Genomic DNA, 24,864 nt, shown 5'->3' on the forward strand with positions numbered 1-24,864 from the left:
ACGCACGAGCGACGTCGCCCGGTCGTGCGAAAGGCGGCGGAACGATCTCAGATTGCCGCATTACCGCTGGTGGCGACCCTCGACAAGGGAACGATGCGACACATCACAGTGTCCCGAGTCACATGATCGACATCTTTCGGCGTAACGTGTCCGTGATTGATCCACGCACGTGTTCCCACGACTGCGTATCTCAGGGAGCGACGAAGATGACGACGACGGCAACGAGGCCGGCCGGCGCGAAACCGCGCGCCGCGATCGAGGCCAAGACGTTGCGCACCGACCGCTGGTGGCTCGCACCGGTGCTGACGGTCATTGGCCTCACCGCCTGGGTCGCGTACGCGACCTTCCGGGTGTTCATGCAGAAGCTGTACTGGATTGACGCGTACCACTACCTGACGCCGTTCTACTCCCCCTGCGTCTCCCTGGGCTGCGACCCGGCCGCCGCCGAGTTCGGACGGTTCATCCCGGACAACCCGCTGATCCCGTTCGCGGCGCTGTCCCTGCCGTTCCTGCTGCTCTTCCGGCTGACCTGCTACTACTACCGCAAGGCGTACTACCGGTCGTTCTGGCTGTCGCCGCCCGCCTGCGCGGTGCCCGACGGCCACAAGAAGTACTCCGGCGAGACCCGCTTCCCGCTGATCTTCCAGAACGCGCACCGGTACGCCTTCTACGCCGCCGTGCTGATCTCGCTCATCAACACCTGGGACGCCGTGCTGGCCATGCACTCGCCGACCGGCTTCGGGTTCGGCCTGGGCAACGTGATCCTGTGGATCAACGTGATCATGCTGTGGGCGTACACCGCCTCCTGCCACTCCTGCCGGCACATCATCGGCGGCCGCCTCAAGCACTTCTCCAAGCACCCGGTGCGCTACGCGCTCTGGGGCTGGGTGTCCAAGCTGAACGCCCGGCACATGGGCCTGGCCTGGATCACGCTGGCGACGCTGGCCCTCACCGACTTCTACATCATGGGTCTCGCCGCCGGCTGGTGGAACGACCTGCGGTTCATCGGCTGAGCCGGGATAGGTGGCACAAATGATCAACATCGAGAAGCACTGGTACGACGTCGTCGTGATCGGCGCCGGCGGCGCGGGTCTGCGCGCCGCGATCGAGGCCCGGCTGGCCGGCAAGAAGGTCGCCATCATCTCGAAGTCGCTGTTCGGCAAGGCCCACACGGTCATGGCCGAGGGCGGCGCGGCCGCCGCGATGGGCAACGTCAACCCGAACGACAACTGGATGGTCCACTTCCGCGACACCATGCGCGGCGGCAAGTTCCTCAACAACTACCGGATGGCCGAGCTGCACGCCAAGGAGGCGCCGGAGCGGATCTGGGAGCTGGAGACGTACGGCGCGCTCTTCGACCGGACCAAGGACGGCAAGATCTCGCAGCGCAACTTCGGCGGCCACGAGTACCCGCGCCTGGCCCACGTCGGCGACCGCACCGGCCTGGAGCTGATCCGCACCCTGCAGCAGAAGATCGTCTCGCTGCAGCAGGAGGACAAGGCCCAGCACGGCGCGTACGACGCCCGCCTGCGGGTCTTCGCCGAATGCACCATCACCGAGCTGCTGCTCGACGAGACCGGCGGCCAGAAGCGCATCGCCGGCGCGTTCGGCTACCACCGCGAGTCCGGCGAGTTCGTGCTGTTCGAGGCACCCGCCGTGGTGCTGGCCACCGGCGGCGTCGGCCGCTCCTACAAGGTCACCTCGAACTCGTGGGAGTACACCGGTGACGGCCACGCGCTGGCCCTGCGGGCCGGGGCGAAGCTGATCAACATGGAGTTCCTGCAGTTCCACCCGACCGGCATGGTGTGGCCGCCGTCGGTGCGGGGCATCCTGGTCACCGAGTCGGTCCGCGGCGACGGCGGCATCCTCAAGAACTCCGAGGGCAAGCGCTTCATGTTCGAGTACGTCCCGGACGTGTTCCGCAAGCAGTACGCGGAGACGCCCGAGGAGGCCGACCGCTGGTACACCGACCCGGACAACAACCGGCGTCCCCCCGAGCTGCTGCCCCGCGACGAGGTGGCCCGCGCCATCAACTCCGAGGTCAAGGCCGGTCGCGGCACCAAGGCCGGCGGCGTCTACCTCGACATCGCCTCGCGCCGCCCCGCCGCCGAGATCCTCAAAAAGCTGCCGTCGATGTACCACCAGTTCAAGGAGCTGGCCGACGTCGACATCACCGCGCAGCCGATGGAGGTCGGCCCGACCTGCCACTACGTGATGGGCGGCGTCGAAGTCGACCCGGACACCGCGTCCGCGGGCGTGCTGGGCCTCTACGCGGCCGGCGAGGTGTCCGGCGGCATGCACGGCTCCAACCGCCTCGGCGGCAACTCCCTGTCCGACCTGCTGGTCTTCGGCAAGCGCGCGGGCGAGTACGCGGCGAGCTACACCGACACCCTCGCCAAGCGGCCCAAGGTGAACGACAAGCAGGTCGCCGTGGCGGTCGAGGAGGCGCTGACCCCGCTGGCCCGCGACGGCGGCGAGAACCCGTACACCCTGCAGAGTGACCTTCAGGACGTCATGGGCGACCTGGTCGGCATCATCCGCCGCAAGGGCGAGCTGCAGGAGTCGCTGTCCCGCCTGTCCGAGCTGAGGGAGCGCATCCGCAAGGTCGGCGCGACCGGCGGCCGCCGCTACAACCCGGGCTGGCACCTCGCCCTCGACCTGCGCAACATGCTGGTCGTGTCGGAGTGCACGGCGAAGGCGGCGCTGGAGCGCGAGGAGTCGCGCGGCGGCCACACCCGCGAGGACTTCCCGAAGATGGACTCGAAGTGGCGTCAGGTCAACCTGGTCTGCGCGCTCACCCCCACCGGCGAGGTGGACCTGACCCACCAGCCGATCCCCACGATGACCCCCGACCTGCTCGCCCTGTTCGACAAGTCCGAGCTGGCCAAGTACATGACCGACAAGGAGCTGTCATGAGTGAGCGGAGCGAACTCATCATGTCGAACGCCCGTCATGACGGAGCCGAGCGCAGCGAGGTGAGGGCATGACCGTCCGGCAATTCAAGGTGTGGCGCGGCGACGCGGCGGGCGGCCAGCTCAACGACTACAAGGTCGAGGTCAACGAGGGTGAGGTCGTGCTCGACGTCATCCACCGGCTCCAGGCCACCCAGGAACCCGACCTGGCCTGCCGCTGGAACTGCAAGGCCGGCAAGTGCGGGTCCTGCTCGATGGAGATCAACGGCATGCCCCGCCTCGGGTGCATGACCCGGATGTCCACCTTCGAGGAGGACGAGACCATCACGGTCACCCCGCTACGGACCTTCCCGGTCATCCGCGACCTGGTCACCGACGTGTCCTTCAACTACCAGAAGGCACAGGAGATGCCCGCGTTCGCGCCGCCCGCCGACGTGGCGCCCGGCGAGTACCGGATGCAGCAGATCGACGTGGAGCGCTCGCAGGAGTTCCGCAAGTGCATCGAGTGCTTCCTGTGCCAGAACACCTGCCACGTCGTACGCGACCACGACGAGAACAAGCCGGCCTTCTCCGGCCCGCGCCTGTTCATCCGCGCCGCCGAGCTGGACATGCACCCGCTCGACGCCCGCCACGACCGCAAGGAGATCGCGCAGCAGTCCCAGGGCCTGGGCTACTGCAACATCACCAAGTGCTGCACCGAGGTCTGCCCCGAACACATCAAGATCACCGACAACGCCATCATCCCCATGAAGGAACGGGTCGTGGATCGCCGCTATGATCCGCTGGTGGTATTCGGACGCAAAATTCTCCGCCGTGACCAGCTGGCCGCCACCGCGCCCGCCGGCCCCACCGTGCACGCCGGCCCCGTGACGGTCGCCGACGGCCAGGCCCCGGTCGACTTCGGCCGCGAGCTCACGCCGCCCCAGCCCGCCGAGGTAAACCCCTCCGGCCACGTGAACCTGAACGAAATGCTCTCCGACCGAGCGGCCGCGGCCTCCCCCTTCGGCGACGACATCACCTTCCCGGTAAACCCGAACTCCCTGAACTACTACCACCCCGAGCGCTAACCCCGCCCGACCCGGCCCCACCACGCACAAGATCGCGACGATCTTGCGTGGACTGTGGGTATGACACGCGCAAAGCGGTCATATCCTCAACAGTTCACGCAAGATCGTCGCGATCTTGGTTTGGGGGCTGTAGCACAGGGGCGGGGTGGGTGGGGGTTGTCCACAAGGAGGGGGTTGTCCACAGGGGTGGGGTGTGGGCGGTGGAGTTGAGGGTGGGGTGGGCGCAATGTGCGGGGCATGGTTGTGCCTGGGACGTTGCGGAAGTTGGGGGCGGCGGGAGTGTCGGTGGAGGCGGTGCGAGCCGCTTGTCGCCGTGGTGATCTGAGCCGGGTCTGGCGGGGGGTCTATGCGCTCGACACGGATGAGATCAGCCGGGTGCAGGCGCTGTTCGCGCTGCTCCCCGAGGGGGCTCGGTTGTCCGGACCCACCGCCGCGAGTTGGTACGGCTTCGGGGTGTCGCCTTCGCCGCTGATCCACGTGACGGTGCCGCAGGGCAGTCCTCACCCGAGACTTGCGGGAGTGCGGTCCGGCGAGTCGGCCCTCCCGCTCCCCGCGCCGGTGTGGCTGCACGGCGTTCCAATGCTGCCGCCGGAACGCGTCGCGGTGACCCTGACCCGCGTCGTACGCCGCATCGACGCCCTACCGATCCTGGACGCCGCACTGCGCGCCGATGCCGTCACCCCGGACCTGCTCACGGCCGAGCTGATCACCCACGGCGGCCTCCCCGGCGTCTGCCAGGCCCGCGAACTGGTCCCCCTTGCCGACGCCCGCGCCGAGTGCCGCCAGGAAAGCCAGCTCCGCCTTATCGTCATCGACGGCGGACTCCCCCACCCCGAACCCCAGTTACAGGTCGGCTACTTCCGCCTCGACCTGGGCTACGAGGAACGCAAGGTCGGCCTCGAATACGACGGCTCCTCCCACCTCACCCGCGACCGCATCCGCCACGACCGCCACCGCGGCAACTGGCTCGCCACCCAAGGCTGGCGCATGCGCCACTTCACCGACACCGACCTCTACCGCCACCCCACCCGAATCCTCACCACCCTCCGCCCCCTCCTAACCCCCTGACCCACGCAAGATCGCGACGATCTTGCGTGAACTGTTGAGGATATGACCGCTTTACCCGTGTCATACCCACAGTCCAAGCAAGATCGTCGCGATCTTGGGGGCGCGGGGGGGGTTACTTCAGGTGGGTGGTTAGGTCGTCGAGGATTTTGTTGGCGGCGGTTATGCCGATGCCGGTCATCCAGGTTTCGTCGGCTACGACCTGGGTCTTGCCGGCCTTGACTGCGCTCAGGGTGGACCAGAGGGGGCCGGCGGTGATCTTCGTCTGCTCGGCGGCGGACTTCTCGCCGTAGGCGGCGATGAAGATGAAGTCGCCGTCGACCTCGGTGAGGCGTTCGGCGCTGACCTTGTCGAAGCGCTTGTCGTCCTTGGCGGACAGCAGCTGGCGGTCGGGGCGGGCGAGGCCGGTGTCGCCCAGGACGATGCCGGAGAAGGAGTCGGGGCCGTAGATGCGGATGTGATCGGGCATGAAGCGGACCAGGGAGATCTTCAGGGTGGCGGCGTTGGGGATGGCTGCGCCGACCTCCTTGGCGCGCTTCTCGTACGCCGCGAGGAGGTCCTCGGCCTGCTGTTCCTTGCCCAGCGCCGTGCCGTCGAGCAGGAAGTTGGCCTTCCAGGTCTTGCCGACGTTCTCGGTGAAGACGGTGGGGGCGATCTTCGAGAGTTCGGCGTAGAACTTCTCCTGGCGGAACTTGGAGCCGAGGATCAGGTCGGGCTTGAGCGCGGCGATGCCCTCGAGGTCGGGCTCGTCGAGCACGCCGACCTCCTTGATGCCGTCGGTCGCGCCGGCGCCGAAGTACGTCGGCCAGCCGGTGAGCTCCCCTGCGCGGGCCGCGCCGACCGGCTTGACGCCCAGCGTGAGTGCGGTGTCGACCTTGTCGGTGTCGAGTACGACAACGCGCTTCGGTGCGGCCGGGACCTTGGTGGTGCCCATCGCGTGGGTGACCTCGACGGTGGCCGCGCCGTCGCCGGCGTTCTCCTTCGCGGAGCCGCAGCCCGCGAGCGCGAGCCCGGCGGCGACGGCCGCCACGAGAACAAGACGCCTCTTCACAGCGCCACTTCCTTCCTGTATCTCAATACACCCCGCCGCTAGCTCCACGACGGAGTCCTCCCGGCTCACGCCGAGATCATGACGATCTTGCGCGGACTGTTGGCGAGATGTCCGCTTGGCGCGTGTCGTACCCACAGTTCGCGCAAGATCGTCGGGGTGGTCAGGGGTTGGGGATGACGAGGGGGGTGGCGGTGAGGGGGCAGGGGATGACGGTGCAGGCGAGGGCGAAGACTTCGGTGATCAGGGGGGCGGTGATGACGTCGGCGGGTGGGCCTGAGGCGACGATTCGGCCGTGCTTCATGGCGATCACGTGGTCGGCGTAGCGGGCGGCCTGGTTCAGCTCGTGCAGGACCGCCACCACCGTGCGGCCGCCCTGCTGGAGGCGGCGCATCAGGCGGAGCACCTCGACCTGGTGGGCGACGTCCAGGAAGGTCGTCGGCTCGTCGAGCAGGAGCGCCTCGGTCTGCTGGGCGAGGGCCATGGCGATCCAGACGCGCTGGCGCTGGCCGCCCGACAGCGCCTCGACCGGGCGGTCGGCGAGTTCGGTGATGTCCGCGTCGGCCAGCGCCGCCTGGACGGCCTCCTGGTCGGCCGGGGACCACTGCTGCCACCAGCGCTGGTGCGGCTGGCGGCCGCGGGCGACCAGGTCGGCGACGGTGACGCCCTCGGGCACCAGCGGCGACTGCGGCAGCACGCCGAGGCGCTGGGCGACCCGGCGCGGCGGGAGCTCGTGCAGCAGTTCGCCGTCGAGCAGCACACTGCCGCCCCGCGGCTTGAGCAGCCGGCCGAGGGTCCTCAGCAGCGTCGACTTGCCGCACGCGTTCGGCCCGATGATGACCGTGAGCTGCCCGCTCGGGATGTCCACGGACAGCCCGTCGATCACGGTGCGGTCGTCGTACCCGACGACGAGATCCTGCCCGGCGAGCCTCAGCGCCGCCTCCCGCCGTGCGGGGCTCGTCTCGGCGACACCGGTCGAAGGTGCACTGGCGGGCTTCATCGGCGCCTCCTGATGAGCAGGTAGACCAGGTAGGGGCCGCCGATGCCGGCGGTGAGCACGCCGACGGGCAGCTGGGTCGGGGCGAGCAGCAGCCGGGCCGCGAGGTCGGCCGCGACGACCAGCGCCGCACCGGCCAGCGCGGACGCGGCCAGCGGCGGGCGTTCGGCCCGGGACAGCCGCCGGGCGACCTGCGGCGCGACCAGCGCGACGAAGTCCACCGCGCCGACCTGCGCGGTCGCCGCCGCGGCGAGCACCACGCCGAGCGCCCCGACCGCGACCCGGCGGGCGGCCGGACGGGCCCCGAGGGCGCGGGCGGTGTCGTCGTCCAGGGCGCTGGTCCGCAGTGCCCGTGCCGCCCACAGCAGCAGCGGCAGGGCGAGCAGCAGCACCAGGCCGAGCGCGCCGGCCTCCTCGTAGCCGCGGCCGTTGAGTGAGCCGATGAGCCAGATCTGGGCGCGCAGCGCGTCGATGGTCTCCGCCGACGACATCACGACCTCGATGCCGGCCCGCAGCGCGAACGCGACGGCGACCCCGGCCAGCACGAACCGGTTCGCCGCGAACCCGGTGCGCGCGCCGAAGGCGAACACCACGACCGCGGCGAGCAGGCCGCCCGCCATGGCCGCGGGGGCGATCAGCTGGTACGCCATGCCGGAGGTCAGCGCGATGGTGGCGGCCAGGCCCGCGCCCTGAGTCACGCCGATGACGTCGGGGCTGGACAGGGGGTTGCGGGCCACGGACTGGATCAGCGCGCCGCCCAGCCCGAACGCCGCCCCGCAGGCCGCCCCGAGCACCACACGCGGCCAGCGCAGCTCGCGTACCACCAGGTCGTAGTCGGTGCCGCCGGTCAGCAGGGAGCGCACCACGTCACCCGGCGGCACGGTCATCGTGCCGAGGCTGACCGCGGCGATCATCGCGGCCACCAGCACGGCGCCGAGCCCCAGCGTGACCAGCAGGGTGCGGCGCGGCAGCACGAAGCTCGCCGGCCCGACAGAGACGATCATGCGGGCACCACCGGGCAGGACGGCACCGGGCTCGCGGAACCGACGGAGACGATCACGCGGGCACCACCCGGCAGGGCGGCACGAGGCTCGCGGAACCGACCGACGATCACGCGGTCACTACCTTCGCCCGGCGGACCAGCCACAGCAGCACGGGCGCGCCGACCAAGGCCGTGACCACACCCGCGGGGACCTCGCCGGGCGGCGTGATGACTCGGCCCAGCACGTCCGCGAACAGCACCAGGGCCGCGCCGAGCAGCGCCGACAGCGGCAGCACCCAGCGGTGCGCGGTGCCGACCAGCGCGCGGGCCAGGTGCGGCACGGCGAGGCCGACGAACGCGATCGGCCCGGCCAGCGCGACGGCCGCCCCGGTGAGCACGATCGCGGCGACGGCGGCGGCCAGCCGTACCCGCTGAATGCGGTGGCCCAGGCCGCGGGCGACGTCGTCGCCCAGCGCCAGCGCGTCCAGGCCGCGCGCCGCGACCACCGCGAGCACCAGCCCGACCAGCAGGAACGGCGTCACCTGCGCGGCCATGGCGGAGGTACGCCCGGCGATGGAGCCGACGACCCAGAAGCGGTACTGCTCGAAGGTGGCGGCGTCGATGCTGAGGATGCCGTAGATGAGCGCGCCGAGCCCGGCGTCGATCGCTGCGCCGGACAGCGCGAGGCTCACCGGGCCGGAGCCGTCCCGGGTGCGGGCGGCCACGATGAACACCAGCGCCCCGGCGACCGCGGCCCCGGCCAGCCCGAACCAGATCCAGGAGGCGAGGCTCGCGGCCCCGGCGAACGCGATCGCGATGACGACACCGGTCGCCGCGCCTGCGGAGATGCCCAGGACCCGGGCCTCGGCGAGCGGGTTGCGGGTCAGCGCCTGCATGATCACGCCGGCCAGCGCCAGCGCCGCGCCCACCTCGAGCCCGACGAGGGTACGCGGCACCCGCAGCTCACGGACGATCAGCGCGGCCTCGGTCGGTGCCGGGTGCAGCAGCGCGTCGAGCGCCTCGGCCAGGGGGACGTGCCGGCTGCCGACGGTCAGGCTCGCCGCGACCGCGGCCAGCAGCACGAGCACGCCGAGCACGACGACACCGCCGCGCCTCACCGCACCGTGCACCACGAGCCTCCCCGGCCGCCCGCTTCGTAGGGGTTCAGCCAACGGAAACGGAGCTTAGGTAAGGCAGGCCTTAATTGTCGAGGTGGCGTGAGCTACGCCCCATCTCCCATGAACTTCGGCAGGGCCGCGACGATCGGTGCGTCGGCGGGCAGCCACGGCACGGTGTGCAGCTCGTGCGCGGCCAGCCAGCGGAACTCGGCGTGCTCGATCAGCTGCGGCACGCCCTCGACCAGCCGCGCCGTGTACACCTTGAGCACCGCGCGGCCGTGGCCGAGCAGCACGTCCTGGCCGACCCGCTCGCCGACCTCGACGGTCACGCCCAGCTCCTCCTCGCACTCGCGGACGAGCGCGTCGTGCTCCGTTTCACCCGGCTCCACCTTTCCGCCAGGAAACTCCCACCGTCCGGCCACCTCGGCCGGTTCGGAACGCTCACAGGCCAGCACGCGCCCGTCGGCGATGATGGCAGCACCGACGATGATTCGGATCTCGGAGGAGAAGTTAGGCACGGCGGACAGCGTGCCAGACAAACCGGCTTCATGGTGAACGCGGTGTCACCGAGCGAGTCCGCGCTGCACACACCGTCCCGTGAAGTGCAGGAAGTCGGTTTTGTTCGCGTGGACACGCGCCGCGATACCAGGCAGGATAGGTCTCACCGAAGTGTCGGTGCGGACAAGATTCGGCCACAAGCCGATATCGCCGCGTGGGAGGTATCGGAGGTGCGGATGGGTGCGGTCTGGAAACGGGGCCGACGACGCGACTACATCAGCGACGCACTCTCCCAACTCACCGGCTGGGTCCACGAAGGCGACTGCCTCAAGCGCACCCTTCCCCTCGACGACACCGAACACGCGATGCTGACCGAGCACATCTCGGTCGCCGCGGACACCTTCGGCGTACGCCCCCACATCCGCCGCCTCGACGGCCGCACCCAGATCCAGCTCTGCGCCGGTGACAACGGTGCGCTCACCTCCGCCGAGATCGGCATGGCAGCCCGCGTCGAGGCCGCCTACCAGTCCCTGAACCCGTAGCGCGGTGAACATCATCGTCCGGCCGGCCACGCCTGCCGACGAGAGCCGCTGGCGCGAGCTCTGGGACGCGTACACCCGCTTCTACGAGCGCGAGCCCGACGAGACGATCACCCGGCACCTGTGGGCACGCGTCCTGGACGACGGCGTCCCGGTGTACGCCGTGGTCGCGGAGTCCGACGGGACCGTCATCGGGATCGCGAACTACCTGCTGCACGAGAACACGTCCGCCCTCACCCCGTCCTGCTACCTGCAGGACCTGTACGTCGACCCGGCGGCCCGTGCCCGCGGCTGCGGGGCGGCGCTGATCGACTGGCTGTGGGGGCAGACCCGAGCACACGGCTGGGCGACCCTGTACTGGCAGACCAGGGAGAACAACTACCGGGCGCGGGCGCTCTACGACCGGTACACCCCGCACAGCGGCTTCCTGCGCTACGTCCTGCGCAACAACCCGGGCTGACCCGGCTGCCGCGTCCTCGCCAGGGGTGGCGGGCGCGGTCCAAAGGGAAACGCTCGCCGGGCCGCCACCACATGGACTCGCTTGCCAGTGCCGGGTGCGGCTACACGATCTTGCTGCCGACGTACTCGCCGATAGGGCCGTTCGTCCCACACTCGATCGCCTGACCAGGACTCCTGGCCCATCTCCCATGGGCACGGCCGGGCCGGAGGGACCGGGCGACGATGAGTCCGCCATCTCGCGCAGCGCCCGGTCTCTCCATCTCCGGCCAGCACCAGTCATGGCATACGGCTTTCTCGGGCAACTTTCTTCGCCCCACGGCATAGGGTGACGTCATGCCGGAGACCGAGATCAACTTCGTCGGCACGGCCGATCCGAAGGCATCGGCAACCGCGATCGGCCGCCAGCTCGGCCTCGATTTCGCCGAACGCGAAAGCCTTTTTCTCGGCGACCGTTATCTTCGGGCCACGCCGCCATGGGGCGAGGTCATCATCCAGCGAAACGATGACATGGGCGAACCGGCCGAACCCAGTCATCCGGAAGCGCCGACCGTCGTCCGGATTCACGTCGACGCGGCTCACGAGTCGCGCATCGGCACGGCCCTGCGGAGACTCGGATTCACCCAGGTCGCATCCTGATCGAGATGACCTGGTCAGGACATCCACACGAGGACTGCTTCGTGATCGGCGGCAGCCGCACGGAACAGAGTCGCCACGTCGTCGTAGGCGTCCTCCAGGTATGACAGCGCCCAGTCCTCCGCCCAGATGTCCGGGTACACCTCGGCCGAGGTCAGCTCCGCCGGGTGGTACTGCGCGGCGACTGATGAGAACGGGGTGACCTCGAAGAACCGGGCCGCCTCGGCCACCTGGGCGGCGGTGAGCAGTCGCGGTGAGTCGTAACCCCACTCGTCGTCGGTCATCGGCTCGCCGCCCGCGATGACGTCGACCGGCGGGTTCAGCTTCGCCAGCAGGAACTGCAGGCCGGCCCACGCCTTGTCGGTGTCCACGCCGCGCGCCGCCCCGCCGTCGTCCTCGCCACCGTCGCCCAGGTCGGCCACGTACGAGTAGGCCGCGTTCGGTTCCTCGGTCAGGCGCCGCCGCAGTTCGGTCAACTCGGTCGGACGCAGCCGCAGGTAGTCCGTAATCATGCTCATGGCCCGACATCCTGCACGGCGGGCATGACAGAGCACCACCCGCTCAAGCAGCCTTGGCCTACCTCTGTTGCGCGCCTGGACGGGTCACTGCGCAGCGTCGAGCTGTGGCAGGCTGACGCGATGGTCGACGAGGCCGGGAACGTCCGGAACAGCAGGAAGTCACTGATCTGGTTCTGTGTCATGTGGTTCGTGGCGCTGGTGTCGACGGTCCTGTCGCTCGGCGTCCTCGGGTACAGCCCCTACCTGGTGCAGCAGGAATACGGCGGTGTGATCTCACTGGGCCTGCTGTTCGTCGCCGGGGCGCTGTTCGTCGTGGGCGCACGTCTGCTCAGGTTCAGGTCGCAGTGGGCGCGGACCACGGTGGTGGTGCTTCCCTCGCTGGTCGGTGTGGTCGGGCTGTGCGCTTGGGGAGGGTATGTCTACATGGAGCCGATGTTTCGCTCCGGACCCGTGGAGACCCTCGCCGCCTCGCCCGACGGAAGGTTCGAGGTCGTGGGCCAGAGCGAGGGGTTTATCACGACATTTCAGGTGCTGCGACTGCGCTCGCGGGAAGGTCTGCTGAGCCGCGAGTCCCCCGAGATCGCCTGCTTCGGCAACGGCACCATGGACAGCCCCGAGGTGCTGCTCGGACGTCTCGCCTTCACCGGACCAGCCCAGGTCACACTGTGGTCCGACGACGGGGGCGTCGGCGTGGTCGACTTCGACCCCGAGACGTTGCAGCCGGCACACCCGTACGACCGTTGCCTGGTGGATACGTCCGATGCTCCGGGTCCCTCGCAGGTCTTGAGCAACGGCTGATCGACTCGGCCGGGGTGCGGGATCACCGACGGCGTGACCAGCCCGGAGGCGGCGGTGGTTCGACACGCGCCGGTCCATGCCGATCGCGGATGTAGGTGGCGTAATCCACGAAGTGCCGTCGCCGACCGAGGAAATGCGGGTAATGCTCGAAATGCCAGCGGCATTCCTCGATGAACTCGGTGTGGTCGTTCAGGCCGAGGCGCCGGCAGACATCGGCGAACTCGTCCAAGCCGTCCAGCATCTCCGCGCACTGCGCCGGCGTCGCCCCGTCGGCGCCCCAGAGCACCCCGGCGGGAAGCTCATGGAGCGCATACGCGATCCAATCCCGGTCGCGCGCATAGCGTGCCCGGTCCGCTGACTCCTGCCCGGTTCCCACAAGGCATTGTGACCTGCCGCGCTCCGCTGAGAACGCGGATCGAGCCAGGCAGGAGCCGGACCGGAACTAGACGTTGAACCTGAACTCCACCACGTCGCCGTCGGACATGACGTACTCCTTGCCCTCCATGCGGACCTTGCCGGCCGCCTTCGCCGCGGACATGGAGCCGGCCGCCATCAGGTCGTCGTACGCCACGATCTCGGCCTTGATGAAGCCGCGCTGGAAGTCGGTGTGGATGACCCCGGCGGCCTCGGGGGCGGTCGCGCCGACCGGGATGGTCCAGGCGCGCGCCTCCTTCGGGCCCGCGGTGAGGTACGTCTGCAGGCCGAGCGTGCCGAATCCGACCCGGATCAGCTGGTTGAGGCCCGGCTCGGACTGCCCGATGGACTCCAGCATCTCGGCCGCGTCCTCCGGGGACAGGTCGATCAGCTCGGACTCGATCTTCGCGTCCATGAACACGGCCTCGGCCGGGGCGACCAGGGCCCGCAGCTCGTCGAGGAACTCGTTGTTGTGCAGCTCGGCCTCGTCGACGTTGAAGACGTACAGGAACGGCTTCGCGGTCATCAGGTGCAGCTCGCGCAGCTCGGCGAGGTCGATGCCGGCCTTGGCGGCGCCGGCGAACAGCGTGGTGCCGCCGTCGAGCACGGCGTGGGCGGCCTTGGCGGCGGCGACGATCCCGGCTCGGTCCTTGCGGACCTTGGCCTCCTTCTCGAGCCGCGGCAGCGCCTTCTCGATGGTCTGCAGGTCGGCGAGCATCAGCTCGGTGTTGATGGTCTCGATGTCGTCACTCGGCGAGACCTTGCCGTCGACGTGCACCACGTTCGGGTCGCTGAAGGCGCGTACGACCTGGCAGATGGCGTCGCAGTCGCGGATGTTGGCGAGGAACGCGTTGCCCTTGCCCTGGCCCTTCGAGGCGCCCTTGACCAGGCCCGCGATGTCGGTGAAGCTCACCGGCGCGGGCAGGATGCGCTGCGAGCCGTAGAGCTCGGCGAGCTTGTCCAGCCGCTGGTCGGGCAGCCCGACGACGCCGACGTTCGGCTCGATCGTGGCGAACGGGTAGTTCGCCGCGAGCACGTTGTTGCGGGTCAGCGCGTTGAACAGGGTGCTCTTGCCGACGTTGGGCAGGCCGACGATACCGATGCTGAGGCTCACGACAGCAAATCTTACTGACCCGCCCGATCCGGCTCCCGTCCGCGCCCCGCGCAGTGACCGCAGTCGCCCTGCCCACGCGAGCAAGGAGTGCGGCAGGCTGCCCGCGACGGTGCCCACGGCCCGGAGAACGAACCGGATATAAGTCGCTATTCAGCCGGCCTTGGCGGCAGATCTGCACGTTGATCCGTTTTTGTGGACGCTGGACGCTGCCATAGGGACGTCCAGCGTCCACAAAAACGGATCTTCGCGTTCGTCGGCGCGGATCGTGGGCTTCGGGTGGGCAAGGAGCCGAGGTGAGGTCCGATTTCCGCTAGCAGGTCGGCGGTGCCGACAGGCAGGGTGGAGGCGTGGAGAGCTATTACCGGGCGGTGAGCAGTCGGGACGGGCGGTTTGACGGCCGGTTCTGGTTCGGGGTGACGTCGACGGGGATCTACTGTCGGCCGTCGTGCCCGGCCCGGACACCCAAAGCGGAGAACGTGAAGTACTTCCCCAGCGCGGCTGCCGCCGCTCGGAACGGGTTTCGGGCCTGCCGGCGGTGTGCGCCGGATTCGGTGCCGGGCTCGCCGCAGTGGGACAACCGGGCCGACGTGACGGCGCGGGCGGTGCGGCTCATCGGGGACGGTGTCGTGGACCGGGGCGGTGTGCCGGAGCTGGCGTCCCGGCTGGGGTATACCGAGCGGCATCTGAACCGGCTGCTCACGGAGGAGCTGGGGGCGGGGCCGCTGGCGCTGGCACGGACGCAGCGGGCGCAGACCGCGAAGACGCTGATCACGAAGACCGGGCTCGGGCTGTCGGAGATCGCGTTCGCCGCTGGGTTCGGCAGCATCCGGCAGTTCAACGACACCTTCCGCGAGGTGTACGGCTGCGCACCCTCCACGCTGCGGCGCGAGGGCACGCCGGTCGACGGGGTGGTGTCGTTGCGGCTGAGTTACCGCGCGCCGTTGCACACGGAGGCGCTGTTCGGCTTCCTCGGCGCGCGCACGATCACCGGCGTGGACAGCCACGCCGACGGCCGCTACACCCGGTCGATGCGCCTGCCCCACGGTCCCGCGACGGTCACCCTCTGGGCGGCGAACACCGGCGCGGCCGGGAGCCTCGGCGCAGCGCGCGGTGCCGCAGACCGCGAACCCACCGACCCGGATGGGGCGCTCGGCGCGGGGACGAGGGCCGGGTTCATCGAGGCCGAGCTGCGGTTGTCGGACATGCGGGACCTGACGCCGGCAGTGGCGCGATGCCGTCGGCTGCTGGATCTGGACGCCGACCCCGACGCGGTGGACTCGGTGCTGGCCGGTGATCCCGCGCTGGCCGGAGCCGTCGCGGCCGAGCCCGGGGTGCGGCTGCCGCGCAGCGTGGACGGGTTCGAGATGGCGGTGCGGGCCGTGGTGGGGCAGCAGATCAGCGTGGCGGGCGCGCGTACCGTGCTGACCCGGCTCCTGCCGCCGGACGACCAGGGCCGAGCCGACCGGCCCGACCTGCCCACGAGGTTCTTCCCCACGCCGGAGCAGCTGCTCGCGCTGCCCGACGAGGCGTTCTCGATGCCCGCGTCGCGACGGCGCACCCTGCGCGCGGTCGCCGAGGCGGTGCGCGACGGGCTGCGCCTGGACGCGGGCAGTGATCGGGCCGCGACCAGGGAGGCGCTGCTGGCGCTGCCCGGGGTGGGCCCGTGGACCGCCGACTACATCGCGCTGCGCGCGCTGGGCGATCCGGACGTCCTGCTGACCACCGACCTGGGCACCCGTCGCGGCGCGAAGGCGCTCGGCCTGCCCGACGACCCCGACGACCTCGCCCGGCACGCCGAACGCTGGCGGCCGTGGCGCTCGTACGCACAGATCCGACTCTGGAGAGCAGCATGATCACGATCGAGACACCGGCCGGCCCGTTCACGATGACCGGGGACGGGGTGGCGGTCACGGCCGCCGTCTTCGGCGACACCCTGCCCGAGGGCTGGGCGGAGCCGGGCGAGGTGCCGTCCGGGGCGGTCGAGGCGGTCGAGGCCTACTTCGGCGGCGACCTGGCGGCCCTGGCCGGCATCGAGGTGAACCAGCACGGCACGGCGTACCTGGAGCAGTGCTGGGATCTGTTGCGCACGCTGGACGAGCCGGTGTCGTACACCCGGCTGGCCGAGCTGACCGGCCGCCCGGCGGCGGTGCGCGCGGCGGCGCAGGGCTGCGCCCGCAACCAGGTCGCGCTGATCGTGCCCTGCCACCGGGTGCTGCGCGCCGACGGCACGCTCGGCGGCTACCGGTGGGGGCTGGACGTCAAGCGGTGGCTGCTGAAGCACGAGTCGGCGCGGCGCTGAGACCGGGCTCACGCGGAGTCATGTATTTCCTACTAGCCCGATAGGAGTTATCGAGTTACGCTGTCCAGGTAATTGCTGAGTCGCTCGTGGAGGGTCCCGTGCCGCGAACGTTCCGATGTCGCCGGGCATTCGCACACCTGCCCACCCGACCCGCAACGACCAGGAGTTCCGAGATGACAGTCCTGCTCACCGAGCCCGCGTACACCGACGTGGCGGTGCCGATCGTCCACCGCTCCGCCGCCATCCCGGCGGACGGCGACGAACCGCTCACGGTCACGCTGACCCTCAAGCTGACCGGCCCCGACGCGGCGACGACCGCGACCCGCCTGGTGCACGCGCTGGCCGACGCGGAACCGCTGCGCGACACGGTCTGGGACGGCGAGCTCGCCGCACCCGAGCCGCCCGCGCTGCCCAGCCCCGAGAACCCGGTGCTGATCGACACGACCAGCCGCACCGTCACCATCCACGGCGAGCCGGTGCGGTTCACCCGCCGCGAGTTCGAGCTGCTGTTCTTCCTGGTACGCCACACCGGCGCGGCGTTCACCCGGCTGCAACTGATGCGGGCGGTCTGGGGGCACGAGTTCAGCGGCGAGCGCACCGTGGACGTGCATGTGCGCCGGTTGCGCGCCAAGCTCGGCGAGCACGGCGCGGCGCTGGCCACGGTGCACGGCTTCGGCTACCGGCTGGAGCCGGGCAGGGGCATCGGGCTGCGGCGCACCGCCTGACGCGATCAACCGCAGTAGGGTCTGTCGCCATGGCAGACGAGCAGAAGAACAACGGCGCTCCCACCCCGGACGTCGAGCCCGCCGACGACCTCAGCGTCACCCACCACGAGGTCGCCGGGCTCCGCTACACCGCCACCGCGGGCCGGCTCGTGGTGCGCGCCGAGTCGCACACCGACGACGCGTTCGACGGGCACCAGGCCAAGGCCGAGATGTTCGTGGTCGCGTACACGCTGGACGGCGCCGACGCGGCCACCAGGCCGGTGACGTTCGCCTTCAACGGCGGCCCCGGGTCGTCCAGCGTGTGGCTGCACCTGGGGCTGCTCGGGCCGCGCCGGGTGGTGATGGGTGACGCGGGCGCGCTGACCGCCCCGCCGTACGGGCTGGCCGACAACGCCGAGACCCTGCTGCGCCACTCCGACCTCGTCTTCATCGACCCGGTGTCGACCGGGTACTCGCGGGCGGTCAAGGGCGGCAAGAGCAAGGAGCACCACGGGTTCAGCGGCGACGTGGACAGCGTCGGCGAGCTGATCCGGCTGTGGACGTCCCGGCACGGGCGCTGGGGCTCGCCGAAGTTCCTGTGCGGGGAGTCGTACGGCACGCTGCGCGCCGCGGCCCTGGCCCACCACCTGCAGGACCGGCACGGCATGTGGCTCAACGGGCTGATGCTGGTGTCGAGCGTGCTCAACATCGGCACGCTGGAGTTCCACCCGCACCACGACGGGGCGTACCCGCTGTTCCTGCCGACGTATGCGGCGATCGCGCACTACCACGGGCTGCACGGCGACCGGCCGCTGCGCGAGGTGCTGGCCGAGGCGGAGGAGTTCGCCGACCGGTCCTACCCGTGGGCGCTGGCCCGGGGCGCGCGGCTGTCGGAGGCGGAGCGGACCGCGGCGGTCGGCACGCTGGCCCGGCTGACCGGCCTGGACCCCGACTACGTGGACCGGGTGAACCTGCGGCCCGAGCACGTGCGCTTCTTCACGGAGCTGCTGCGCTCGCGGCGGCGCACGGTGGGTCGGCTGGACGGGCGGTTCCTGGGCTGGGACGCCGACTACGGGCGCGAGCACTGGTCCAGTGACCCGTCCCTGGACGCGATCATGGGGCCGTACACCGCGGCGATCAACCAGTACCTGCGCTCCGACCTGGGGTACCGCAACGATCTGCCGTACAAGACGCTCACCGGCGACGTGCAGCCGTGGTCGTTCAAGGAGTTCGAGGGGCAGCACGTCAACGTGGCCGACAAGCTGGCCGCGGCGATGCGCGCCAACCCGCACCTGCGGGTGCAGGTGGCCTGCGGCTACCACGACGGCGCGACCCCCTACTACGCCTCCGAGCACACCTTCGCGCACCTGGAGATCCCCGCCGCGCTGCGCGGCAACATCGAGTTCCGGTACTACGAGGCCGGCCACATGATGTACGTGCACGAGCCGAGCCGCCTGGCCCAGGCGCGGCACCTGGCGGAGTTCGTCACGGCATGACGCCACCGCCCTGGCGCGGCCGGCGACGGTGATCGCGGACGGCACATCGGACCCGTGATGTCACCGCGCCGGCCCCGGGCGGCGGACCCGCCGGCGGGCGAACAAATCTCACTCCTGGTCTGCCGCGGGAGGGCGATCGCATCTAGGCTCTGTGCGCCGTGCCTAATGAGGAGCCGTTCGTGTCGTCGTCAGATTTCCGCGAGTTCCAGCAGATCTGGCAGCCCCGGATCGCCGCCGAGATCTACGCGTTCACCGGCGACCGCGGGGCCGCCGGCGAGATCGCCCAGGAGGTCTTCAGCCTGGCGGGCAGCCGCTGGACCAGGCTGGAACGGCAGGAGGACCCGGTCCGCTGGTCCCGCCAGGAGGCCTGGCAGCGCGTCGACGAGCGGTGGCTCGGCACGTCCCGGCCCGGTGGCGACGAGTCCGCTCCCGCGATGGTCGCCGCGCTGGCCGAGCTTCCCCCGTCCACCCGCCGGACCGTGGTGCTGCTGCTGGCCGAGGTGCCCTCGCACGAGTACGTCGCGCTCGGCGCGACCGCGATCCCCGCCGCGCAGTGGGACGAGGCGCTGGAATACCTGGCCACCGCACTGCCCGGGCACGATCCGGCCACCCTGTTCGCACAGCTGTGCACCGGCTGGGAGATCACGGTGCCGCGTGCGCGCATGGACGCTGAGCCGCCGAAACGGGCGCGCTCGCACTCTCTCGCCCCGACGCGCCGCTCACGCCGTAAGGGCTCCCTGGTGGCCCTCGGGGCGGTGGCCCTGCTGGTGGCAGGGGTCGTCGGCGTGACGAAGTGGGCTGCGGAACCGGCCGGAGGCAGCGCCGCGCCGGAGGTCTCCGCGAGCGCCACCCCGGAGCTCGCCTGGCCCGAACCGTCCGCGACAGAGGAACCGCTGCCGACCCCGAGCGGCACGACCGCCCCGCCGACCGCCCCGCCGAGTGCCCAGCCCGGTGCCTCCCCGGGCAGGCCGACCCCCAGCCCGACCCGGCCAGGCACCTCACCGCGTCCGGGCAACCCGCCGGCCAGCCCGACCAAGTCCCCCACCCCCTCGCCGTCGCCGCCCTGCCAGGTGTCGGTCAACGTCACCGCCACCGGGCCCGACTCCGGCGGTGCCCTGGAGTTCACCGCCGAGGCGGTCGGCGGGAAGCTGGAGTTCTGCGGCACCCAGCGGGCGGTGTGGTGGGCCAGCTACACGCTGGGCGAGGACGGTGTGCTGCACCGGGCCGGGTCGGGCACGCAGAACCTGAACAAGGACGCGCCGACCTGGTCCACCACGATCGCGTTCGCCCCCTGCGGCGGAGCCTGGTACTACGGCGTCAACGCGGTCAGCTTCCCCGACGACATCCAGGTCGCCGACCAGGACGCCGCCTTCGGCGGCAACAAGCTGGACCACGGCGCGAGCCCCTGCTGACCGACTCCCTCCCGCCGCGATCATCCCGGCCACGGGCGGAAACGCCTACTCCTGGCGTCACGAAGTTAAGAAGGGCACCTTCTACAACGCGGAGCGTTGTAGAAGGTGCCCTTCTTTGTTCGGGTCAGGAGGCGGCGGCGGCCTTCATGTCGCGCTTGAGTTCCTGCGGCAGGGAGAAGGTCAGGCGCTCCTGGACCGTGACGACCTCCTCGACATCGGCGAAACCGAGTTCGGCCAGGCGGGCCAGCACCTCGGTGACCAGCTCCTCGGGCACGCTCGCGCCGGAGGAGAGGCCGACCGTGGTCGCGTCCGCGAGCCAGGCGGGGTCGATCTCGTGGGCGAAGTCGATCAGGTGGCCCTGGCGCGCGCCCGCGTTCACGGCGACCTCGACCATGCGGACCGAGTTCGACGAGTTGCGCGAGCCGACCACCAGGATCACGTCGCAGTCGGGGGCGATCTGCTTCATCACCTGCTGGCGGTTCTGCGTCGCGTAGCAGATGTCGTCGCTGGGCGGCGACTGCAGCAGCGGCAGCTTCTCCTTGAGCTTGGCCACGGTCTCCATGGTCTCGTCGACGCTGAGCGTGGTCTGCGACAGCCAGACGACCTTGCTCGGGTCGCGCACCGTCACCGCGTCCACGCCCTCGGGGCCGTCCACGAGCTGGATGTGCTCGGGGGCCTCGCCGGAGGTGCCGATGACCTCCTCGTGGCCCTCGTGGCCGATGAGCAGGATGTCGTAGTCCTCCGCCGCGAACCGCTTCGCCTCGTGGTGGACCTTGGTCACCAGCGGGCAGGTGGCGTCGATCGCCTTGAGATTGCGCTCACGGGCCTGGTCGTGCACCACCGGGGCGACGCCGTGCGCCGAGAAGATCACGGTGGAGCCCTCGGGGACCTCCTCGTTCTCCTCGACGAAGATCGCGCCCTTGGCCTGCAGCGTGGTGACCACGTGCTTGTTGTGCACGATCTCCTTGCGCACGTAGATGGGGGCGCCGTAGAGCTTCAGCGCCTCCTCCACGGTCTGCACGGCGCGGTCCACGCCGGCACAGTAACCACGGGGCTTGGCCAGCAGGACACGCTTGCGAGGAGTCTCGATCACCCGACCATCGTACCGTCGGCCTATGGTGAGCCCTGTGACGGAGCAGAGCTCGGCGGAGCAGCCGTGGCCCGTAAGAGTGGTCAGCCAGAAGATCAGCGCCTGGATCGGGCGACTCGGCTGGATCTGGGTCGACGGGCAGGTGGCGCAGCTCTCCCGGCGGCCCGGGTCGGCCACGGTCTTCCTCACCCTGCGTGACCCGTCGGCCGACCTGAGCCTGACCGTCACCGCCAGCCGCGACGTGCTCGACAGCGGAGCGCCGCAGCTCGACGAGGGTGCGCGGGTGGTCGTACACGCGAAACCCGAGTGGTTCGCCCAGCGCGGCACGCTGAGCCTGCGCGCCGACGAGATCCGCCAGGTCGGCGTGGGCGAGCTGCTGGCCCGCCTGGAGCAGCTGAAGAAGCTGCTGCACGCCGAGGGCCTGTTCGACCCGCGGCGCAAGCGGCGGCTGCCGTTCCTGCCCCGCCGGATCGGCCTGATCACGGCACGGGCCAGCGCCGCCGAGCGGGACGTGCTCACCAACGCGCGCCGCCGCTGGCCGGCCGTGGACTTCCGAGTGGTCAACGTCACCGTGCAGGGGCCGACCGCGGTCCCGTCGATCATCGGGGCGCTGCAGTCGCTGGACAACGACGAGAGCGTGGACGTGATCATCATGGCCCGCGGCGGCGGCGCGGTCGAGGACCTGCTCCCGTTCAGTGACGAGGCGCTGTGCCGGGCGGTGTTCGCCTGCCGTACGCCGGTTATCTCCGCGATCGGGCACGAACCGGACACTCCGCTGGTCGACTGGGTGGCCGACGTACGCGCGTCGACGCCGACGGACGCGGCCAAGCGGGTGGTGCCCGATCTGGGTGACGAGATTCGCCTGATCGAGCAGGCCCGGGGGCGGGTCAACCGGGCGATGCGGCACCGGGTCGAGCGCGAGCAGCAGCGTCTCGACAGCCTGCGCAGCAGGCCGGCGCTGGCGAAGCCGTACCAGATGATCGAGACTCGGGCGACCGACGTCGCCGCGCTGCGCGATCGCGCGGCGCGGGCGCTGACCCACCGCGTGCACCGGGCCGAGGGCGACCTCACGCACACCCTGGCCCGACTCCGGGCGCTGTCCCCCGCCGCCACCCTGACCAGGGGGTACGCCATCGTCCAGCGCGCCGACGGCCACGTCGTCCGTGCCGCGTCCGAAGTCACGTCCGGCGACACCCTCCGCGTCCGCCTCGCCAAGGGCGAACTGACCAGCACCGTCACCACGACCACCGACGAGCGAAGCGAGGAGAAGGCATGAGCAAGCGCACCGGGGCCGAGGACAAGGGCAGTGGCGGCGGCGTCGCCGAGGAGAAGCTGTCCTACGAGCAGGCTCGGGGTGAGCTGGCCGAGGTGGTACAGAAGCTGGAGTCCGGCGGCGGCACCCTGGAGGAGTCCCTGGCCCTCTGGGAACGCGGCGAGCACCTGGCCGCCGTCTGCCAGCGCTGGCTCGACGGCGCCAAGGCCAAACTCGACGCCGCCTCCTCCTGACCACCCGCCCCACCCACGTGCGGCCCACCCGCCGCCCGCCTCGGGTCGCAACTCTTGACGAGTCGCGGTCATACCTGCCCGCCGAAGCCGCGACTCTTTCAGAGTTGCGGCAGGTGCGGGGGCGGTGGGGCGAGGGCTAGCCGCGGGCGGCGATGCGGACGGCGAGGAGGGTGAGGGCGGCGCCGGTGATGGTCAGGAGGTCGGGGCGGCCGGCGGGGCCGGGGATGACGGCGTCGATGGCGAGCGCGCCGAGGATCTGGCCGGCGATCATGCCGAGGCCGAGGAGCAGTACGCCGATGCGGTGGACGACGGCGGCGGAGATCGCGATGAAGACGATGCCGAGCGGGCCGCCGACGTAGAGCCAGGGTTCGGTGGGGAACGCGCCGGGCGGGCCGCCGCCGCGTACCGCGGACTCGACGGCGAGCGCGACCAGCAGCGCGACCGTGCCCACCGCGAAGTTCAGCAGGGTCGCGGGCCACGGGGAGGTCGCGGCCAGCGCCACCCGCCCGTTGACGGCCTGCTGCCAGGCCACCCCGATGCCCGCTAGCAGCGGCAGCGCGGCGAGGCCGAGCGAGCGCGGGTCGCCGAAGCTGTCGCCGACCGCGATGACCACGGCGACGACGCACAGCAGCGCGCCGAGCGCCCGGTTGCGGGTGATCAGCCGCGGGCCGCCGGGGCCGACGCCGAGCCGGTCCATGGCCAGGCTGGACGCGGACTGCCCGGCGACCAGCGCCACGATGAAGATCGAGACGCCGAGCCAGGGCACGGTCAGGCCCTGGGTGGTGACCAGGAACGCGCCGCAGGCCCCGCCGACGCACTGCCACCAGCGCAGCTGCCCGGAGCGCAGCGCGTGCAGGATGCGGCGGGTGTTGCGGCGCATCCACGGCAGGCCCAGCAGCATCACGACCAGGCCGACGCCGAACGAGACGGTGGCGGCGGCGATGCCGTCGCCGAGCTGGTGGCCGAGTTCGCCGTTGATGCGGGACTGCACGGCCAGGCAGCTGCCGCCGAGCACGGCCAGGGCCACGAAGGCGGCCCGGTCGGAGCCGAGGCTCACGACCGGGCCTCAGCGGTTCGGATCACGCGAAGTCGACCACCGAGTAGCCGGCGAGCTTCTCCAGGCGGTGGTACGAGTCGATGACGCGGATGGTGCCCGACTTCGAGCGCATGACGATCGACTGGGTGTACGCGCCGTTGTCCCGGTAGCGCACGCCGCGCAGCAGGTCGCCGGAGGTGACGCCGGTGGCCACGAAGAACACGTTCTCGCCGGTGACCAGGTCGTCGGTGGTGAGCACCCGGTCGAGGTCGTGCCCGGCGGCGATGGCGCGCTCGCGCTCGGCGTCGTCCTGCGGCCACAGCCGGCCCTGCATCGCGCCGCCGAGGCACTTGAGCGCGCACGCGGCGGTGATGCCCTCGGGCGTGCCGCCGATGCCCATCAGCACGTCGACGTCGGACTGGTCGCGGGCCGCGTAGATGGCCCCGGCGATGTCGCCGTCGGAGATGAAGTTGATCCGCGCGCCCGCGTCGCGTACCTCGCGGACCAGGTCGGCGTGGCGGGGCCGGTCCAGGATGCACACGGTCAGGTCGGACACGCGCACCCGCTTGGCCTTGGCGATGCGGCGCAGGTTCTCGGTCCAGCCGGCGGTGATGTCGATGACGTCGGCCGCCTCGGGGCCCACGACCAGCTTCTCCATGTAGAAGACGGCACTCGGGTCGAACATCGCGCCGCGCTCGGCGACGGCGAGCACCGCCAGCGCGTTCGGCATGCCCTTGCTCATCAGCGTGGTGCCGTCGATCGGGTCCACGGCGACGTCGACCTCGGGGCCGGTGCCGTCGCCGACCCGCTCGCCGTTGAACAGCATCGGGGCGTTGTCCTTCTCGCCCTCGCCGATGACGACGGTGCCGGTCATCGGCAGCGAGTTGATCAGCTTGCGCATGGCGTCGACGGCCGCGCCGTCGCCGCCCTCCTTGTCACCGCGGCCGACCCAGCGGCCCGCGGCCATGGCCGCCGCCTCGGTCACCCGGACGAGATCGAGTGCCAGGTTCCGGTCGAGATCCTGCGGAGTACGGGTCGCCATGCTGCTCCTCCTACGATCGGCTGACCTGATCCTGTCATGCCCCGGCCTGAACGTACGTTCGGGATGTTGCATCGAGGTGACCTCGTGACGGTGTGACCTGTGACATCGGTCAAGATG

26 protein-coding genes are annotated in these 24,864 nt (G+C 70.8%); 15 read left to right on the plus strand and 11 right to left on the minus strand.

Annotation, left to right across the window (positions count from 1 at the left end):
• Nucleotides 1-206 precede the first annotated feature (206 nt).
• From sdhC to Cco03nite_RS17640, 4 genes are all read left to right on the plus strand, one after another.
• Entirely contained in the window at nt 207-1,013 is an 807-nt protein-coding gene (gene sdhC / locus Cco03nite_RS17625) for a succinate dehydrogenase subunit SdhC (protein ID WP_203693205.1), read from the plus strand.
• Nucleotides 1,014-1,032: 19 nt separating this feature from the next.
• A complete protein-coding gene (locus Cco03nite_RS17630; RefSeq protein WP_203693206.1) occupies nt 1,033-2,916 on the plus strand; it encodes a fumarate reductase/succinate dehydrogenase flavoprotein subunit in 1,884 nt (627 codons plus the stop codon).
• A 67-nt stretch (nt 2,917-2,983) separates the two neighbouring features.
• A complete protein-coding gene (locus tag Cco03nite_RS17635) occupies nt 2,984-3,979 on the plus strand; it encodes a succinate dehydrogenase/fumarate reductase iron-sulfur subunit (RefSeq protein ID WP_203693207.1) in 996 nt (331 codons plus the stop codon).
• Between the two features lie 285 nt (nt 3,980-4,264).
• Complete coding sequence (locus Cco03nite_RS17640) at nt 4,265-5,047, plus strand: type IV toxin-antitoxin system AbiEi family antitoxin (protein WP_239167452.1); 783 nt, start codon at nt 4,265-4,267, stop codon at nt 5,045-5,047.
• Nucleotides 5,048-5,159: 112 nt separating this feature from the next.
• Here Cco03nite_RS17640 and Cco03nite_RS17645 read toward each other — a convergent pair whose 3' ends face one another.
• From Cco03nite_RS17645 to Cco03nite_RS17665, 5 genes are all read right to left on the minus strand, one after another.
• Nucleotides 5,160-6,095, minus strand: coding sequence for an ABC transporter substrate-binding protein (locus Cco03nite_RS17645; protein WP_203693209.1), 936 nt, complete (start codon nt 6,093-6,095; stop codon nt 5,160-5,162).
• A gap of 160 nt (nt 6,096-6,255) precedes the next feature.
• Nucleotides 6,256-7,092, minus strand: a complete 837-nt coding sequence (locus Cco03nite_RS17650; RefSeq protein ID WP_203693210.1) for an ABC transporter ATP-binding protein — start codon at nt 7,090-7,092, stop codon at nt 6,256-6,258.
• On the minus strand, nt 7,089-8,093 hold the full coding sequence (locus tag Cco03nite_RS17655) for a FecCD family ABC transporter permease (protein ID WP_203693211.1): 1,005 nt from the start codon (nt 8,091-8,093) through the stop codon (nt 7,089-7,091). Before Cco03nite_RS17655 ends, Cco03nite_RS17650 begins: the two co-directional genes overlap by 4 nt.
• A 106-nt stretch (nt 8,094-8,199) precedes the next feature.
• A complete protein-coding gene (locus Cco03nite_RS17660; protein ID WP_203693212.1) occupies nt 8,200-9,201 on the minus strand; it encodes a FecCD family ABC transporter permease in 1,002 nt (333 codons plus the stop codon).
• Between the two features lie 92 nt (nt 9,202-9,293).
• Nucleotides 9,294-9,707, minus strand: a complete 414-nt coding sequence (locus Cco03nite_RS17665; protein ID WP_239167453.1) for a (deoxy)nucleoside triphosphate pyrophosphohydrolase — start codon at nt 9,705-9,707, stop codon at nt 9,294-9,296.
• A 30-nt stretch (nt 9,708-9,737) separates the two neighbouring features.
• On the opposite strand from Cco03nite_RS17665, the gene Cco03nite_RS42435 reads away from it, so the two are divergent.
• The 3 genes from Cco03nite_RS42435 (at nt 9,738) to Cco03nite_RS17680 (ending at nt 11,321) form a co-directional block, all read left to right on the plus strand.
• The gene (locus Cco03nite_RS42435) at nt 9,738-10,229 is read left to right on the plus strand and encodes a 4a-hydroxytetrahydrobiopterin dehydratase (RefSeq protein ID WP_239167454.1); all 492 of its coding nucleotides are present in this window, start codon (nt 9,738-9,740) and stop codon (nt 10,227-10,229) included.
• 4 nt (nt 10,230-10,233) lie between these two features.
• A complete protein-coding gene (locus Cco03nite_RS17675) occupies nt 10,234-10,686 on the plus strand; it encodes a GNAT family N-acetyltransferase (protein ID WP_203693213.1) in 453 nt (150 codons plus the stop codon).
• A gap of 332 nt (nt 10,687-11,018) precedes the next feature.
• Nucleotides 11,019-11,321 carry a hypothetical protein gene (locus tag Cco03nite_RS17680; RefSeq protein WP_203693214.1) on the plus strand — a complete coding sequence of 101 codons (303 nt, stop codon included), beginning with the start codon at nt 11,019-11,021 and terminating at the stop codon, nt 11,319-11,321.
• Between the two features lie 14 nt (nt 11,322-11,335).
• Here Cco03nite_RS17680 and Cco03nite_RS17685 read toward each other — a convergent pair whose 3' ends face one another.
• The gene (locus Cco03nite_RS17685) at nt 11,336-11,836 is read right to left on the minus strand and encodes a YfbM family protein (protein WP_203693215.1); all 501 of its coding nucleotides are present in this window, start codon (nt 11,834-11,836) and stop codon (nt 11,336-11,338) included.
• Nucleotides 11,837-11,956: 120 nt separating this feature from the next.
• Here Cco03nite_RS17685 and Cco03nite_RS17690 point away from each other — a divergent pair, with 120 nt between their 5' ends.
• Complete coding sequence (locus tag Cco03nite_RS17690) at nt 11,957-12,634, plus strand: hypothetical protein (protein WP_203693216.1); 678 nt, start codon at nt 11,957-11,959, stop codon at nt 12,632-12,634.
• Nucleotides 12,635-12,656: 22 nt separating this feature from the next.
• On the opposite strand, the gene Cco03nite_RS17695 is transcribed toward Cco03nite_RS17690, so the two are convergent.
• Both Cco03nite_RS17695 and ychF read right to left on the minus strand, forming a co-directional pair.
• Nucleotides 12,657-13,010 carry a hypothetical protein gene (locus tag Cco03nite_RS17695; RefSeq protein WP_203693217.1) on the minus strand — a complete coding sequence of 118 codons (354 nt, stop codon included), beginning with the start codon at nt 13,008-13,010 and terminating at the stop codon, nt 12,657-12,659.
• Between the two features lie 66 nt (nt 13,011-13,076).
• Nucleotides 13,077-14,162: a redox-regulated ATPase YchF gene (gene ychF / locus Cco03nite_RS17700; protein WP_203693218.1), complete on the minus strand. Its 1,086-nt coding sequence runs from the start codon at nt 14,160-14,162 to the stop codon at nt 13,077-13,079.
• Nucleotides 14,163-14,509: 347 nt separating this feature from the next.
• Between ychF and Cco03nite_RS17705 the strand changes: the two genes are divergently transcribed.
• From Cco03nite_RS17705 to Cco03nite_RS17725, 5 genes are all read left to right on the plus strand, one after another.
• Nucleotides 14,510-16,015, plus strand: a complete 1,506-nt coding sequence (locus tag Cco03nite_RS17705; protein WP_203693219.1) for an AlkA N-terminal domain-containing protein — start codon at nt 14,510-14,512, stop codon at nt 16,013-16,015.
• Complete coding sequence (locus tag Cco03nite_RS17710; protein WP_203693220.1) at nt 16,012-16,461, plus strand: methylated-DNA--[protein]-cysteine S-methyltransferase; 450 nt, start codon at nt 16,012-16,014, stop codon at nt 16,459-16,461. The genes Cco03nite_RS17705 and Cco03nite_RS17710 overlap by 4 nt, the downstream gene beginning before the upstream one ends.
• Nucleotides 16,462-16,634: 173 nt before the next feature.
• Nucleotides 16,635-17,186, plus strand: coding sequence for a winged helix-turn-helix domain-containing protein (locus Cco03nite_RS42890; protein WP_203693221.1), 552 nt, complete (start codon nt 16,635-16,637; stop codon nt 17,184-17,186).
• A 29-nt stretch (nt 17,187-17,215) separates the two neighbouring features.
• A complete protein-coding gene (locus Cco03nite_RS17720; protein WP_203693222.1) occupies nt 17,216-18,661 on the plus strand; it encodes a S10 family peptidase in 1,446 nt (481 codons plus the stop codon).
• Nucleotides 18,662-18,840: 179 nt separating this feature from the next.
• On the plus strand, nt 18,841-20,073 hold the full coding sequence (locus Cco03nite_RS17725) for a SigE family RNA polymerase sigma factor (RefSeq protein ID WP_203693223.1): 1,233 nt from the start codon (nt 18,841-18,843) through the stop codon (nt 20,071-20,073).
• Nucleotides 20,074-20,197: 124 nt separating this feature from the next.
• On the opposite strand, the gene Cco03nite_RS17730 is transcribed toward Cco03nite_RS17725, so the two are convergent.
• A complete protein-coding gene (locus Cco03nite_RS17730; RefSeq protein WP_373311682.1) occupies nt 20,198-21,190 on the minus strand; it encodes a 4-hydroxy-3-methylbut-2-enyl diphosphate reductase in 993 nt (330 codons plus the stop codon).
• Nucleotides 21,191-21,200: 10 nt separating this feature from the next.
• On the opposite strand from Cco03nite_RS17730, the gene xseA reads away from it, so the two are divergent.
• A complete protein-coding gene (gene xseA / locus Cco03nite_RS17735; protein ID WP_239167455.1) occupies nt 21,201-22,439 on the plus strand; it encodes an exodeoxyribonuclease VII large subunit in 1,239 nt (412 codons plus the stop codon).
• Complete coding sequence (locus Cco03nite_RS17740; protein WP_203693225.1) at nt 22,436-22,669, plus strand: exodeoxyribonuclease VII small subunit; 234 nt, start codon at nt 22,436-22,438, stop codon at nt 22,667-22,669. The genes xseA and Cco03nite_RS17740 overlap by 4 nt, the downstream gene beginning before the upstream one ends.
• A 136-nt stretch (nt 22,670-22,805) precedes the next feature.
• Here Cco03nite_RS17740 and Cco03nite_RS17745 read toward each other — a convergent pair whose 3' ends face one another.
• Together Cco03nite_RS17745 and glpX are read right to left on the minus strand one after the other, a co-directional pair.
• Entirely contained in the window at nt 22,806-23,726 is a 921-nt protein-coding gene (locus Cco03nite_RS17745) for a DMT family transporter (RefSeq protein WP_239167456.1), read from the minus strand.
• A 22-nt stretch (nt 23,727-23,748) separates the two neighbouring features.
• On the minus strand, nt 23,749-24,747 hold the full coding sequence (gene glpX / locus Cco03nite_RS17750; protein WP_203693226.1) for a class II fructose-bisphosphatase: 999 nt from the start codon (nt 24,745-24,747) through the stop codon (nt 23,749-23,751).
• Between the last annotated feature and the right edge of the window lie 117 nt (nt 24,748-24,864).

The organism is Catellatospora coxensis (assembly GCF_016862635.1).
Classification (GTDB): Bacteria; Actinomycetota; Actinomycetes; order Mycobacteriales; family Micromonosporaceae; genus Catellatospora; species Catellatospora coxensis.